The organism is Streptomyces bottropensis ATCC 25435 (genome assembly GCF_000383595.1).
GTDB lineage: Bacteria > Actinomycetota > Actinomycetes > Streptomycetales > Streptomycetaceae > Streptomyces > Streptomyces bottropensis.
Map to the genome: position 1 here is coordinate 4,549,166 of NZ_KB911581.1, position 13,432 is coordinate 4,562,597.

A 13,432-nucleotide genomic window follows, 5' to 3' on the forward strand; every position below is an offset into this window, starting at 1 on the left:
GGTGTGCCGGCGATCAGGATTCCCAACCTGTCTGGCGAGCCTCAGGCGCTGGATCGCTCGTAGATTGGAAACGCAGGCGCCGCCCTCACAGGCCAGGGTGAGCAGGTGATGACGACGGACATTGATTTCACGGCGTTCTTCGACGCCACCCCAAGCCCGTACCTCATGCTGGACACGGACATGGTGATCCGCTACGTCAACACTGCATATCTGCTGACCACCGGCCGTGCCAGGGATCAGCTGATCGGGAAGTACTTCTTCGACGCCCTGCCGAAGAATCCCGGCACCCTCGACGACGCACAAGAGAACGTGAAGGCGTTGCTGCTCCGGGTCCTGGACACCGGAGAACCGGACACCTTGGTGCTGCAGCGCTACGACCTTCCCGACCTCCACGAGCCAGGCAGGTTTGAGGAGCGATGGTGGTCTGAGATCCACACCCCGGTTCCCGGGCTTGACGGCGAAGTGAGGTTGATCGTCCAACGGTCTGAGGACGTCACCGCCTTCATCCACTCACGCCGATAAACATCGTCAGAAGGTCATGGACTGCCAGGGGCATCCGGTCTCCCGTGCCCGTATCGGCCGAAGGGTGCCAGCCTTGCTTCTTTCACGGCTGAGCGCCGTCGCGGCCGTGGTCGGCTGCGTAGGCGGCGAACACGTCCGTCGGCGGTCCGCCCGTATGGAGGAAACGCTGGTCGAGGATGGTGGCGAGGTCCTTCAACGCACCGGCGAGCAGCGCGCCGGCCAGTCGCACCTCGGGCCGTGCCGCCGCCTGCCCGCGCTGGGCGAGCACGGTGGCGTAGCAGACCATGGCGGCCAGCGACGAGTGGTCCTCCCCGTCATGGAAGTAGTACGCCTCGGCGTACTGGGTGAAGTCGATGCGGACGCGTGCGACTTCTGTGGCCAGGCTGTCCAGCAGCAGCGCCCCCGCAGTGCAGTCGATCTGCTGAGTCGTCGGATCCGCATCGCGCAGCAGAGCCAGTCGGACAGCCAGGACCCTCCTGCGGGTCAGCGCCGGATAGATCTCCAGCACCCAGGAGACGGTGGCCGTCAGAAGGGCGAAACCGATGAGGGCTTCGAGCGGTGAGACGAGTCGGAGCCAGCCCTCGTCGGGTGCGATGTCACCCAGCCCCAGGGTGGCCACCGTGACGAGTGACAGATACACGGAGTCGAGCAGCGCCGGCTCCTGTGCTGCCTGGGAGCCGGGGGAGAAGGTGAACGCCCCCGGCATGTGGGGCCAGTAGACGATCGCCCAGCCGAGGACGACGGTGACGGCCCACATGCTCACGACCGTGACCATGGCCAGCGGCCCGACGAGCCCGACCACGCGGCCGGGCGCACGGAATCGCCGGGCGAGGCGCCACAGCGCTGTCATCACGAGGCGGCTCAGGCCACCGTGGCGCGTAGGGTGCCAGAGCGTGTGGAACAGGTCCCGCAGGGTGACCATGACGAGCCCGGCCCCGACCAGCGAGACCAACCACTTCATCCGCGTCTCCCCGGCCCCTTGGCATGAAACGGAATCCCGCCTTGGAGCGTAGGCCGTGTGCGGCGCGTGACGGCGCGGATGCGGCTACGCCACGCTCATTCGCAAAAGGATCATCCGCCTCCAGAATGAGCGTGCAGGTGTCCCCAGGCGCCACCGTCACGGCCTGGTCGGCGCGCCACGCGGATCGCCGACTCCTCCGAGTCGGGCACGCCCCCGCACTCTCCGGGTACGATTCCCGCCGCGCTATCGCGGCCACTGGGGGTGCGCATACGGCGGTCTGAGTGGGCGGCAGGAGGAAGAGGCACGGGGTCCAGCCACAGGGCGTCTCGCGCTTCTGCAGTTCGGTCAGGCCGCTTTGACCAGGTCCAGACAGCGCGGCGCACCAACAACCGACCAGGGACGGCGTAGCGGATGCTTGCCGGTGGCGGCGGTGTCGAAACGGGGGAACATCAGCCGAGCGAGCCCCTCCCCGCTGACCCGGCCCAGCGCCTCCTCCGGCGAGATCAGGCCCTCTTTCACGAGTTCGACGGCGATGGCGAACTCGATGTCGCACGGATCGCGGTAGTGGCGTTCTCAGGGTTCCCATGTGATCCCGCAGCTGACGGTAGGACTCCGGGGCCACTCCGGGGCCAGCTGTTCCAGTTCCGTCAGGGGAACAGTGTTGCGGATGCCGGCGACGACGTCCTCACCCTGGGCATTGGACAGGTAGTCGCCGTAGAGGCCGGGCCGCCCGGTGGCCGGGTCGCGGGTGAAGGCGACTCCGCTGCCGGAGTCGGGGCCCAGGTTGCCGTACACCATGCGCTGCACCGTGACGGCCGTGCCCAGGTCGTCGTAATGTGCGCGGACTGCCGAGTGGCGGTCATGACGAAGGTGGCGTGACCGTGGTACTGCCCGCCGACAAGGGAGTGATCATGGCCGCTCGGATCCGTGACGTGCTCATACCCGCGCTGCATGGCATCAGAGCGGTCGTGTTCGACACCGACGGGGTGATCACCGACTCGGCGCGCGTTCACGCGGCAGCCTGGAAGACCGCCTTCGACGCTCTTTTCGCCGAGCATCCACCCGAGGATCCCGCACAGCGGCGGCCCTTCGACACCGGTGACGACTACCTGCGCTACGTCGACGGGAAGTCCCGGCTCGACGGCGCCGCCGCCTTCCTGACGTCGCGAGGCATTGCTCCGACAGCGGCGACCGTGCGCGCCGTGGCCGCACACAAGGAGCGACTGTTCACCGAGCGGCTCCGCGCACACGGCGTCGACGCGTATCCGGGGACGGTACGGCTGGCGCGGGTCCTGCGTGACGTCGGGGTGTCCCTCGCCGCGGCCTCCGCGTCGCGCCATGCTGGCGAGCTGCTGGCCGGCGCGGGTGTGCAGGACCTTTTCGACGTCCTTGTCGACGGCGGCGAGGCCGCCCGCCTTGGGCTCGCGGGCAAGCCGCAGCCTGACCTGTTCCTGGAGGCGGCTCGCAGGCTCGGCGTCCCCCCGACCCGCTCCGCGGTCGTGGAGGACGCTCTGGCGGGCGTCGAGGCCGGCCGACGTGGCGGGTTCGCGCTCGTCGTGGGCGTGGACCGTACAGCCGGTCCCGACACCCGTCAAAGACTCCTTCGGCACGGCGCCGACCTCGTCATAGTCGACCTCGGAGAGCTGCTCGAAGCGGGAGTACGCCGGTGACGGGCTGGACGCGCGATGCTCGGCCCACCGCCAGGCGGACCGGTCGGTGCGGTGCGTCTCTGAGAGCAGGTGATCAGCCACCGATCGTGCGGTCGGACCCCAGCGCACCCGCGTCTAGTCCGGCTCCATATAGGGACGACGGAAGACCGGGGCCTGCTCAGCGGCGTGCGGGCGGATGGCCGCCAGCGCCTGGACGACCGCTGCCTCCAGAGAGCCGCTCGTGTCGACCGCGACGGCTTCCGGCCATGGCGGTTCCGTGGCCGCCATGGTGGTGGCCACCTCGAGGTCGGCGTCGGATGCGCCGGGGGCGCGGGTGGCGAGGCGGGCGGCCGTGGTCTCGCCCGGAACCTGGCAGTGCAGAGCCACCAGGTCGGCGTGGGCGCGTTCGGCCATACGCAGCGCGGCTTCGCGCTGCTCCGGGCTGGACCAGGTGGCGTCCAGGACGACGGACTCGCCGCGGGACAGCAGGACCGATGCGCGGTCGAGCAGGGCGGCGTATGTCTTGTTGGTCCATTCGGGCGAGTACAGGCCCTCGCCGTAAGCGGCGGATGCCGGCTGCTCGGCAGGGATGCCGGCCAGTTCCTTGCGGAGGCGGTCGCTGCTGAGCAGCGTGACGCCCAGGCGATCGGCGAGTGCTCCGGAGAGTGTCGACTTCCCGCTGCCGGGGAGGCCGCCGACGAGGGTGAGGCCGACGGCGGAGGCGCGCAGGTGCCGCAGGGCGGTCGTGATGAGTCGGTGTGATGCCGCCTGCGCACCCGGGGCACCCTGGTGGGCCTGGATCAGCGAGACCTTGGCCCGGACGAACGCGCGGTAGGCGACGTAGTGGTGACGCAGGGAGGGCGGTGCCGGGTCGCCGGAGTACTCGCTGTACTCGGCGAGGAAGTACGCTGCGGCCTCCGGTACGCCGAGCTGTTCCAGGTCCATGGCCAGGAAGGCGGCGTCGTCGAGGCCGTCGACGTGACGGAGGCTGTCGTCGAACTCCAGGCAGTCCAGGACGCGCGGGCCGTCGTCGAGGCAGAAGATGTCCTCGGCGAGCAGGTCCCCGTGGCCGTCGACCACTCGCCCGTCCTCGATCCGTGAGCTGAACAGGCGTTCGCGGCCGGCGAGATAACGGCGCACCAGCCGCTCGGTCTCCGCCACGCCGTCGGGCGCGGTGCCGTCGTCGGAGAGCGTGCGGACCTGGGCGAAGCTCGCCTCCCAGCGTGACGCCAGCGCATCGCGCGTCCCCTGCTCGTCCACCTCCCGGCTGCGGGCCGCGCCGGCGTGGTGGGAGGCGAGCAGCCGGGCGACGGCCCGCAGCGCGTCGTCGACGGCCGCACCTCCCCGTACGAGTCGTGAGAGGCGGCGCTCGTCGGGCATGCGGCGCATCACCACGACGGGTTCGGGTGTGTCTGCGTCCGGGCTGCGGAACTCGCCGACGCCAAGGTAGACGTCGGGGGCGAAACGGCGGTTGAGGACGACTTCCCGCTCGCACGCGGCCCGCCGGGCGGTCACCGTGGTGTAGTTCAAAAACGTGAGGTCGACCGGCTTCTTCAGCTTGTAGGCGCGGTCCCCGATGAAAAGGACCACCGCGGTGTGGGTCTCACGCACCTCCGCACGCGGCAGCGACGGCGTGCCGCGAGTGGCGCCGAGCCGGAGTCCGGAGGCGTCGGCCCGCCGCACCGACCCCACCGTCTCGGCGGGTCGGTTCGGCTCAGTCATGAGGGACCACGGCGACCGGGCAACGTGCGTGATGGACGGCCGCCTGGGCCACAGGGCCCAGACGCTGCCCCAGGTTGGGATGGTGCTTGCGCCGGCCGACGACCAGCAGGTCAGCGCCCTCTGCGGCTCCTACGACGGCCCTGGCGGGGCTTTCGAGCCGGGTGGTGTCGGCCACGTCGACGCCCGGGAACTTCTCGCGCCAGGGGCGGAGAGCTTGGCTCAGCTGATTCCGCGCGTCGTGGACGATCTCCTGGGTCACGGTGTGGTCCACGCCCCACGGCGTGTACGCGTGGAGCGGCGTGCTGTGGCCATGGACCGCGCGGAGGGGCAGGCCTCGAGCCGCGGCGGTGGTGAAGGCGAATTCGAGCAGTTCGTCGCACGCGGCGCGCAGCTTCAATCCCACGACGACACCCCCTGCCGCAACACCTCCTGCCGCACCTGGTTGGGGTGTCGAGGATCCCTCTGCCGACATGTCCGCACGAACCAGGACGACGGGTCGCTCGGCGCGCGCCACCACGATCATGCTGATGTCGCCCATGAAGTAGCTCTCCACGGGAGTCAGGCCCCGCGAGCCGAGTACGAGCATCTCGGAGTCGGACACGGCCTTGAGTAGGGCGTCCTCGGCGTCGTCGGCGACCAGGTTGCCGACGACGGTCAGGCCCGGATGGTGCGCCTGGAGTTCTGTCTGAGCGTTGTGCACGAGCCGTTTCGCCCAGTAGTTCTGGTCCATTTCCGAGGGAACGTGGGTCGGTTCCGGCACGAGCAGGGGCCACGCGTGCAGCAGGCGCAGGGTGAGATTGCGCCGCTCGGCCTCGTCGGCGGCCCAGTGCGCGGCGGCGAGGCTCTCGGGCGAGCCGTCCAGGCCCACGGTGAGCGCTCGTTCCATGGCGACTGCCTCCATCTCGTAAGAAGCTGGAAAGGCGGTGAGTGTTGCCGACGTCCGGACTGCAGCCGTCCCTGTGCGTTGGCGCGCCGAGCACGGCGCTTCTCCATCGAGGAGTACCGCAGATCTCCCCGAGGCGCATGTGGTCCGCGAAACGCCGGTGAACGCACGGGCGTGAGGTCCGGTGCGAGAAGGAGGTGGGAGCGGTGGCGGTTCCCTTGGTGGTCGGCATCGACGGATCGGAGGCGAGCCTTGAGGCGGTGGACTGGGCCGTCGACGAGGCACGTAGGCAAGAGCTGCCGCTCCATCTCCTGCACGCGGCCGACACGGGCCACGAGGCGCCCGACATAGTCACCGCCGCCTCAGAGCGAGCGAGGAAGGATGATCCTGCCGTACGGCTGTCGAGCGAGGTCCTGCACCAGGACGCGGCGCACGCCCTGGTAAGCACAGGACGCAACGCGTTCGCGCTGGTACTCGGGTCCAGAGGGCTCGGAGACCTCGCCGGGCTGCTCCTGGGCTCCGTCAGCCTGGCTGTGGCCGCCCATGCCGACTGCCCGGTCATCGTGATACGCGGCGGGGCGGAGCACCGGCACGGCCGGTTCGGGAGGGTTGTCGTCGGCGTCGAGGACGGTGAGGGCAGTGGCACCGCCGTGCAGTTCGCGTTCCGTGAGGCCCATCTGCGGCGCTGTCGGCTTGTGGCGGTGCACGCCTGGAGCGTCCCGGTCGGGAACCCCGGACCGCCAGGCCTGTCCGGATATGCCCTCCGAGCCCTCGACCGCGCGCCTGCGCAGGTGCTCGCCGACGCGCTGCGCGACTCCGCGCAGCGGTACAGGGACGTTGTGGCGAGCAGCGAGGTGGTCGAGGGCCCGGCCCGGCAGGCTCTTCTGGACGCCGCGTCCGACGCTGATCTGCTCGTCGTCGGCGCCCGCAGGCGCCACGGGCACGTCGGGTTGCAGCTGGGGCTGGTCAACCACGCCGTGCTGCATCACGCCCCGTGCCCTGTCGCGGTCGTTCCGCAGATCTGACCGGTGACGGGCCGGGGTGGGCCGAGGTGGTCGGCCACCGAGGACCTCCGGCCCCGTGACCGCGAGCCGCCGCCGTTGGAACGTGGTGAGCGAGGCAACCCTGGTGGGGGACGCACCAGCGGCACCAGCTGGAGGCCAGACCATGAGCGCACAGGACTCGCCGCACGCATCCGGCCCCCGCCGGCCGGACGGGAAGCATCCGCCCGAGGGCGTGAACCCGCTGCGGCGTACGACCGACCGGATCGAAGCCTGGTGGTCCGGCTTTCTGCTGCTCGCGCTCGCCCTCGGACTGCCGACTGCCTCGGTGAGCGCGGGGCTGGCGGCATACGAGTCCACGATGCGTACCGCCCAGGCCCAGTCCGCGGAGCGGCACCAGGTCACCGCCCGGCTCACCCCGGCCCCCGATGCGGCACGGGGCAGTGCCGCGGACGAGAAGCAGAAGGTGCGGCTCAGCTGGGTGGGAGAAGACGGCGAGCGGCGGACGGGAACCGCCTATGTGTCGCAGGACGATGCAGAGGGTTCCACCCTGCGGATCTGGGTCGACCGGGAAGGAACCGTCAAGGACCCGCCGATGTCCGCCGGCGACGCGCAGGCCACCGGCTGGGTGATGGGCGGCATGACGGGGGTCGGCGTGTACGTCGTCTTCGTCGCCGCGCGACAGAGCATGCGTCTGGGGCTGGACCGCAGACGGTACGCACGGTGGGACACCGAATGGGACCTCGTGGAGCCCTTGTGGTCTGCCCGGTTCCGAAGGTGAACGAGCTCGTGGCGCCCTACCGGTGTCCAGGAGGAGGTGACGCGGATGTCCTCGGCGACGACCACTGATCTGTACGAGGTCACGATGGCGATGTCGTACCTGCGTGAGGGGATGACCCGCCCGGCGGCGTTCAGCCTGTTCGTCCGGGACCTGCCTCCCGACCGCGGTTTCCTCGTGGCCGCCGGCCTGGAGTCGTCACTGGACTTCCTGTCCGACTTCCGAATCGACGCCGAGGACGTCGACGCCTTCGCCTCGGTACTGCACCGATCTCCGCGCGATCTCGCCCCACTGCTGGGCCTGGAGTTCACCGGACAGGTGAGGGCGGCACCGGAGGGGCGGATCGTCCTCGCCGGAGAGCCGCTGCTGGAGGTGACTGCTCCGCTTCCGCAGGCGCAACTGGTCGAGACCTACGTGCTCAACCAGGTCAGCCACCAGACGACGATCGCCTCGAAGGCCGCACGGTGCGTTCTGGCAGCGGCGGGACACCCCCTCGTCGACTTCTCCCTGCGGCGTACCCACGGCCCCCAGGCGGGTTACCAAGCCGCCCGGCTGAGCGCGATGGTCGGCTTCGCCGGAACAAGCAACGTCGCCGCAGCCGCCGCCGAAGGGTTGCCCGCCGTCGGGACGATGGCCCATTCGTACATCGAGGCCTTCGGGACGGAGGAGGCGGCCTTCCACGCCTTCGCCCGCTCCCACCCCGGCCCGGTGACGCTCCTGGTCGACACCTACGACACCGAGGAAGGCGTCCGCGTCGCGGCGCGGGTGCTGCGAGACCTGCACCGCGGACCCGGCTCGGCCGTCCGGCTGGACAGCGGCGACCTGGGAGCTCTGGCGCTGCGGGCACGCGCCGTGCTCGACGCTGCCGGACTACCGGACGTACGGATCGTCGCCAGCGGCGGTCTCGACGAGTACTCCGTGGACGAACTGGTCCGCTCCGGAGCCCCCATCGACGTCTACGCCGTCGGCACCCGCGTCGGAGTCTCAGCCGACGCCGCATACCTAGACTCCGCGTACAAAATGGTCGAGTACGACCACCGGCCGGTGATGAAGCTCTCCTCGGCCAAGGTGACTGCCCCCGGGGCGAAGCAGGTGTTCCGCCGCCCCGGATACGCCGACGTGATCGGGCTCCGCGACGAGCCGTCACCGCAAGACGGCGCACCGATGTTGGAGACGGTGATGCGGGACGGGAGGCGCACCGCCGAGCGCCCCACTCTGCAGGAGACCAAGGAGAGGTTCACCGCCGACCTCGCCGGACTCCCGCCTACGGCACGCCGCATTCGGGCGCCCCGCGCGCCACGGGCGGAGACCTCCGCACAACTGGCCGCTCTCGCCGCCGAGGTCCGGCGCCGCATCGAGGACGAGTTCCTGACCGCAGCCGCAGGACCCGCGAAGCCATGAGCGCAGCACGTCCGGATTACACAGGTCCGCGCCGACGAGGAGGAAAGTGATGCCGCACACCGTGGAATGGAAGGTTCGTCTCTATCTCTTCGAGGACGAGGGGACGACCAAGGCGCGTGTCGTGCTGAACACCGGCACCACGGAGCTCACCGGGCACGGGGCCGCCCACCGTAACCCCGCGGACACTGATGTCCCGGAGATCGGTGACGAGCTGGCGGCGGGCAGGGCCATGCACGACCTCGGCCGGCAGCTGGTGAGTGCCGCGCAGCATGACATCGAGGGCGTGGGCGCCGGTGCGAGCGAGCAGCGGGCCCGTCCGGAGACCGGCTGGCCGATGCCGGAGCAACAACAAGAAGGGTGATGAGGTGGATCACCGATTGAGTCAGGGGGCGTCCGCCCGGTACGCGATGTGTGGGGAGACCGAGACCACGCCGTCGACGCTCCGGCACAGCCGCTCGATCACCGGGATCAGATCCTTGACCTCGACGGAGCCACCGAGGGTGACCCGCCCCTCGCGTACCTCGACGGTCACCTCCGAGCCGGTGAGGCCCAGCGTCCTCCGCAGCACGTCTTGGGTGATCTCGTCGCGGATGGCGTCGTCACGGCGCAGGAAGATTCTCAGCAGGTCACCGCGGCTCACGATGCCCCGCAGCCGGCCCGCCTCGTCCACCACAGGCAGCCGTTTGACGTTCCGCACCGACATAAACCGGGCCGCCTCGACCACAGTCCACTCCGGACGCGCGCATACGGCGGGAGCCGACATCAGTTCCTCGGCACTGGCACCTTCGGCCTTCGCCCGTTCCCACGCCTCCAGATGCGGAACCGGTGTCAGACCGGACGGGTCGTCCTGCGCGGAGGACTTGCGCAGCAGATCGGCCTCGGACACCACACCGATGGGGTGGTCCAGATCGTCGACCACGGGCACTGCGGTGACGTCGTTCTCCGCGAGCAGCTTGACGATCTCCTTGAACGGCATGTCGCGCCGTGCCCGCACGACGTCTCGGGTCATGAGTTCTTCGACCATACGGTGGTGCATGTCGCCTCTCCGTTCCGGGTGGAGACAGCCGATGGGCAGCGATGGTCGGGTATCGACCAGGTCAGGAGCTATGCACGCGGAGAGCGTTGCAGGTGCGGTGCCGAACCGGCCGCTGGTCACGGGAATCGGCGGAGCCCTCATCCCATGCGGCGGCACGCCGCGCGTGGCACGTTGAGTACAGAATCATTCTGAGGAAACGGCGGCGATCATGCGAGCTCAACTCGGAGATCAACTCGTTGTCGAAAGTCCTGCCACTGGTGTCACCAGGCGCGACGGCGAGATTGTCGGACTCCACCACGCGGATGGAACCCCGCCCTACGACGTGCGCTGGTCGGACACGGACGCGGTGACGCTCGTCTACCCAGGGCCCGACGCACACATTCGTCACATCGAGCACAAGTGGAGTGCTCACGAGCCTTCCCCGCCACGTGCGGAACGGACAGGCGGGACCCCGCGGGAAAGGCCGCCCAATCCCGGGGACATCGGCCGCCGCGTCGCCGTCGAACGCACGCGCCAAGGACTGACCCGGGAAGAGACGGCCCGCCGCGCCCGAATGGCACCGGAGTACCTGGCCTACCTCGAAGAACAGCCGGCCGACCCGACCACGGCCACTCTCATCAGCCTGGCCGACGCGCTGGGCACCAGCCTCTCCGCCCTGCGCGGGGGCGGAGTCGATCTGCCGTCCGGCCAGGGGCAGGCGCTCATGCACCCCCAACTGCGGGACCTCGACGCCGACGAATGCCGTTCCAGGCTGTCCACACACGGCGTGGGACGCGTCGCGGTGACAACCCCTGACGGCCCGGCGGTGGTCCCGGTGAACTACGAGGTCGTCGACGACGTGCTCGCGTTTCGCACCGCGCGAGACTCGGTCCCGGCGGCTGCCGTGGGATCCGAAGTCGCTTTCGAGGTCGACCATGTGGACGAGGCCATGAGCCAGGGCTGGAGCGTCCTCGTCGTCGGCCCCGCACGGGTGGTCACCGAGCCCGACGAGGTACGAAAGCTGGTCGACCACGCCCACACCACGCCGTGGGCAGGGGGCGAACGCGACATGTGGGTGTCGATCCGGCCCACGCGCATCACCGGGCGGGGTATCACGCCGGCTGAGCAGTGAGGGAGGAGTACCGACCGGGCCGGGCCCGCGGCACTGAAAACTCATGCGGTGTCCTCCGGCCCGGCTGAAGCGGCGGACCCGCCGGTGAGCTGGGGGTCGACGTCCACGACGCCCTCTATGGCCCGCACGAGGCGCACGGCGACCGAGATGAGCGAGGTGTCCTGGATGTGTCCCCGGAGGGTGACGACTCCCTCGTGGACGTTTACGTGGATGGCGTGGCTGACGGCCGGGAAGAGGTAGGACACCACAGTGCGGCGGACCTCCTCCTCGATGTCGTCGTCCGACCGCAGGAAGACCTTCAGCAGATCGGCACGGCTGACGATGCCCTGCAGCATGCCCACGTCGTCGACCACGGGAAGCCGCTTGACGCGTCGGACGGCCATGATCCTGGCCGCTTGGGACAAGGTGGTGTCAGGGTGGACGGTGACCGCAGGGGTGCTCATGAGTTCCCCGGCCACCACTGCCCCCGCTTTCGCGATGGCGGACAGGCGCCCGCGCTGCTCGTAGAGGCTCGGGTCGCTGTCGCGGAACTCCTCCTTGGGCAGCAGGTCGGCCTCCGATACGACGCCGATGACGCGCCCTTCACCTTCCAGGACCGGCATGGCGCTGACTCTCCACTGCTCCATGGTCTCGACGATCTGCTTGAAGGGCGCGTCGCGTCCGACAGCCACGACCGTCTGGGTCATCACATCGCTCACGATGTGCGGGGTCTCAGACACTGCGGCCACCTCCTCTTGCCTCGTCAGGGCACCTCGCCCGCGCCGTGGGGCGCGTACAGGTTGAGCAGTTGCACCCTGGCGGACCTGAGTCGGCGAGCGAGTACGCCGACGACATAGGAGTACAACTCGTGATCCAGCACCGGGTCCTTCGCGCACATCTCACGAACTGTCGCCGCCTCGAATTCATAGGCGCGCACCGGGCTGGCGGCCTCGGCTCCCAGGTGCCAGTGATGGGGAGGGACCAGCCAGGACCAGCCCAGCAGTTTTCCGGCCCCGAGAGTCTCGATGACCGCCGCGCGTCGGCCGGGCACATGAAGGTCCAGGGCGACCGTGCCCGAGCGGATGATCCAGAAGCGGTCGGCCTTGCCGCCTTCGTTGAAGATGCGCTCGCCTGTCTCGAACGACACCTCCCGAGCGGCCGACATGAGCAGCTCGCGATGTTCCTCGGTCATGGCGCCGAAAACGCCGGTCCTCACAACCACAGCAACCGTCCCTTCTCCGTGATCTGGAAGCGGATCGGGCTCCTGTCCAGTCACCGGCGTTTCAGCACGCGGCTGATGCGCAGGCCGTGGCGGCGCGGTGGTGGCCGTATGACTCCACGATCGCCGCAAACCGGCGGGGCGCAACCCGTGCACAGGCCCGCAGAGCGCCGATCTGCGTGTCGCGGTGGGCCCGGCGCGGTGCGACGGTATTCACAGGAGGCTCTCGCAGTGGCCGGCCGGGCAGAGAGGCGGTAGCGATCATGGAGCTCCCGTTGGTCGTGGGTGTCGACGGATCGGATTCCAGCCTGCGGGCCGTGGACTGGGCGGTGGACGAGGCGACGCGCCACGGGCTGCCGCTGCGGGTCGTCCACGCCTCATTGTGGGAGCGCTACGAAGGAAGCCTCCCCTCGTTCAGCACCCGCCGGCCGGCCGGGGAGCTCATGGCGGAGCACATCGCCGCGTCCTGCGCGGAACGCGCGCAACTCCGTAGCCCGGAGCTGAAGGTGTCGAGCGAGGTGCTGCCCGACGACCCCGTATCCGCGCTGCTGCACGCGGGTCAGGAGTCCTCTGCCCTGATCACCGGCTCCCGTGGCCGCGGCGAAATCGGTGGGCTGCTGCTGGGGTCGGTGAGTCTGGCGGTGGCCGCCAAGGCGGTCTGCCCGGTCATCGTGGTCCGTGGCGGGGAGCAGAACCGGCAGGGCGCCCTCGGCCGGGTTGCGGTCGGCGTCGGCGACCCCTCCGAGGGCTCGGACGCCGTCAGGTTCGCCGTCCGCGAAGCCGAGGCACGCGGCTGCGCCCTGCATGCCGTACGGGCCTGGCGCCGTCCCGCCCACCAGCACCTGGACAGCCCTCTGGTCGCGGACGACGCCGCCCGTGTGAACGAGGAAGGGGCCTCCGCTCTCCTCACCGACGCCTTGCGCGACACCGTACGGGAACACCCCCAAGTCGATGTCCATCGTCAGTCGGTCGAGGGCCCCGCCCACAAGGTTCTGCTGGAGGCATCGGCCGACGCCGACCTGATCGTTGTCGGTGCGCTCAGGCGGCACGGCCGCTTCGGTCTGCAGCTCGGCAGGGTCGCTCACACGCTGCTGCATCACGCGGACTGCCCGGTGGCGGTCGTCCCGCAGCGCGCCTGAACCCCGGCCGAGGGCCGCGCTCCCGCGCATC

14 protein-coding genes and 1 pseudogene are annotated in these 13,432 nt (G+C 69.9%); 8 read left to right on the plus strand and 7 right to left on the minus strand.

What is annotated here, in order from left to right:
* Window positions 1–108 precede the first annotated feature (108 nt).
* Window positions 109–522 carry a PAS domain-containing protein gene (locus STRBO_RS0120045; protein WP_020114669.1) on the plus strand — a complete coding sequence of 138 codons (414 nt, stop codon included), beginning with the start codon at window positions 109–111 and terminating at the stop codon, window positions 520–522.
* Window positions 523–604: 82 nt separating this feature from the next.
* Here the strand turns inward: STRBO_RS0120045 and STRBO_RS0120050 are convergent, their stop codons facing one another.
* Complete coding sequence (locus tag STRBO_RS0120050) at window positions 605–1,483, minus strand: potassium channel family protein (RefSeq protein ID WP_005474480.1); 879 nt, start codon at window positions 1,481–1,483, stop codon at window positions 605–607.
* A 378-nt stretch (window positions 1,484–1,861) separates the two neighbouring features.
* Window positions 1,862–2,314: pseudogene (locus STRBO_RS41770) on the minus strand (PEP/pyruvate-binding domain-containing protein); the annotation flags it as partial.
* An 80-nt stretch (window positions 2,315–2,394) separates the two neighbouring features.
* Here STRBO_RS41770 and STRBO_RS0120060 point away from each other — a divergent pair.
* Entirely contained in the window at window positions 2,395–3,153 is a 759-nt protein-coding gene (locus STRBO_RS0120060) for an HAD family hydrolase (protein WP_037627896.1), read from the plus strand.
* A gap of 114 nt (window positions 3,154–3,267) precedes the next feature.
* On the opposite strand, the gene STRBO_RS0120065 is transcribed toward STRBO_RS0120060, so the two are convergent.
* Window positions 3,268–4,743, minus strand: coding sequence for a bifunctional aminoglycoside phosphotransferase/ATP-binding protein (locus STRBO_RS0120065; RefSeq protein ID WP_005474469.1), 1,476 nt, complete (start codon window positions 4,741–4,743; stop codon window positions 3,268–3,270).
* A 103-nt stretch (window positions 4,744–4,846) separates the two neighbouring features.
* Window positions 4,847–5,740 carry a universal stress protein gene (locus STRBO_RS0120070; RefSeq protein ID WP_020114672.1) on the minus strand — a complete coding sequence of 298 codons (894 nt, stop codon included), beginning with the start codon at window positions 5,738–5,740 and terminating at the stop codon, window positions 4,847–4,849.
* 203 nt (window positions 5,741–5,943) lie between these two features.
* Between STRBO_RS0120070 and STRBO_RS0120075 the strand changes: the two genes are divergently transcribed.
* The 4 genes from STRBO_RS0120075 (at window position 5,944) to STRBO_RS0120090 (ending at window position 9,278) form a co-directional block, all read left to right on the plus strand.
* Window positions 5,944–6,762 carry a universal stress protein gene (locus tag STRBO_RS0120075; RefSeq protein ID WP_020114673.1) on the plus strand — a complete coding sequence of 273 codons (819 nt, stop codon included), beginning with the start codon at window positions 5,944–5,946 and terminating at the stop codon, window positions 6,760–6,762.
* A 142-nt stretch (window positions 6,763–6,904) separates the two neighbouring features.
* Window positions 6,905–7,519 (plus strand): Rv1733c family protein, encoded by a 615-nt coding sequence (locus STRBO_RS0120080; RefSeq protein WP_020114674.1) that lies wholly within the window; start codon window positions 6,905–6,907, stop codon window positions 7,517–7,519.
* 45 nt (window positions 7,520–7,564) lie between these two features.
* Complete coding sequence (locus tag STRBO_RS0120085) at window positions 7,565–8,917, plus strand: nicotinate phosphoribosyltransferase (protein ID WP_005474460.1); 1,353 nt, start codon at window positions 7,565–7,567, stop codon at window positions 8,915–8,917.
* A gap of 49 nt (window positions 8,918–8,966) precedes the next feature.
* Window positions 8,967–9,278, plus strand: a complete 312-nt coding sequence (locus tag STRBO_RS0120090) for a DUF1876 domain-containing protein (protein ID WP_005474458.1) — start codon at window positions 8,967–8,969, stop codon at window positions 9,276–9,278.
* A 21-nt stretch (window positions 9,279–9,299) separates the two neighbouring features.
* Here STRBO_RS0120090 and STRBO_RS0120095 read toward each other — a convergent pair whose 3' ends face one another.
* A complete protein-coding gene (locus STRBO_RS0120095; protein ID WP_005474456.1) occupies window positions 9,300–9,953 on the minus strand; it encodes a CBS domain-containing protein in 654 nt (217 codons plus the stop codon).
* Between the two features lie 208 nt (window positions 9,954–10,161).
* Here STRBO_RS0120095 and STRBO_RS0120100 point away from each other — a divergent pair, with 208 nt between their 5' ends.
* Window positions 10,162–11,064, plus strand: a complete 903-nt coding sequence (locus STRBO_RS0120100; RefSeq protein ID WP_005474455.1) for a pyridoxamine 5'-phosphate oxidase family protein — start codon at window positions 10,162–10,164, stop codon at window positions 11,062–11,064.
* 41 nt (window positions 11,065–11,105) lie between these two features.
* Here STRBO_RS0120100 and STRBO_RS0120105 read toward each other — a convergent pair whose 3' ends face one another.
* Complete coding sequence (locus STRBO_RS0120105; RefSeq protein WP_020114676.1) at window positions 11,106–11,783, minus strand: CBS domain-containing protein; 678 nt, start codon at window positions 11,781–11,783, stop codon at window positions 11,106–11,108.
* Window positions 11,784–11,806: 23 nt separating this feature from the next.
* On the minus strand, window positions 11,807–12,235 hold the full coding sequence (locus tag STRBO_RS0120110) for a cyclic nucleotide-binding domain-containing protein (RefSeq protein ID WP_020114677.1): 429 nt from the start codon (window positions 12,233–12,235) through the stop codon (window positions 11,807–11,809).
* Window positions 12,236–12,525: 290 nt separating this feature from the next.
* Between STRBO_RS0120110 and STRBO_RS0120115 the strand changes: the two genes are divergently transcribed.
* A complete protein-coding gene (locus STRBO_RS0120115) occupies window positions 12,526–13,401 on the plus strand; it encodes a universal stress protein (protein ID WP_020665575.1) in 876 nt (291 codons plus the stop codon).
* The last annotated feature ends 31 nt before the right edge of the window (window positions 13,402–13,432 follow it).

Bases quoted from the DNA above. Each gene is read 5' to 3' on its own strand.
- STRBO_RS0120045 (WP_020114669.1), top strand. From the start codon at position 109: ATGACGACGGACATTGATTTCACGGCGTTCTTCGACGCCACCCCAAGC.
- STRBO_RS0120050 (WP_005474480.1), bottom strand. From the start codon at position 1,483: ATGAAGTGGTTGGTCTCGCTGGTCGGGGCCGGGCTCGTCATGGTCACC.
- STRBO_RS0120060 (WP_037627896.1), top strand. From the start codon at position 2,395: ATGGCCGCTCGGATCCGTGACGTGCTCATACCCGCGCTGCATGGCATC.
- STRBO_RS0120070 (WP_020114672.1), bottom strand. From the start codon at position 5,740: ATGGAACGAGCGCTCACCGTGGGCCTGGACGGCTCGCCCGAGAGCCTC.
- STRBO_RS0120080 (WP_020114674.1), top strand. From the start codon at position 6,905: ATGAGCGCACAGGACTCGCCGCACGCATCCGGCCCCCGCCGGCCGGAC.
- STRBO_RS0120085 (WP_005474460.1), top strand. From the start codon at position 7,565: ATGTCCTCGGCGACGACCACTGATCTGTACGAGGTCACGATGGCGATG.
- STRBO_RS0120090 (WP_005474458.1), top strand. From the start codon at position 8,967: ATGCCGCACACCGTGGAATGGAAGGTTCGTCTCTATCTCTTCGAGGAC.
- STRBO_RS0120095 (WP_005474456.1), bottom strand. From the start codon at position 9,953: ATGCACCACCGTATGGTCGAAGAACTCATGACCCGAGACGTCGTGCGG.
- STRBO_RS0120100 (WP_005474455.1), top strand. From the start codon at position 10,162: ATGCGAGCTCAACTCGGAGATCAACTCGTTGTCGAAAGTCCTGCCACT.
- STRBO_RS0120110 (WP_020114677.1), bottom strand. From the start codon at position 12,235: ATGACCGAGGAACATCGCGAGCTGCTCATGTCGGCCGCTCGGGAGGTG.
- STRBO_RS0120115 (WP_020665575.1), top strand. From the start codon at position 12,526: ATGGAGCTCCCGTTGGTCGTGGGTGTCGACGGATCGGATTCCAGCCTG.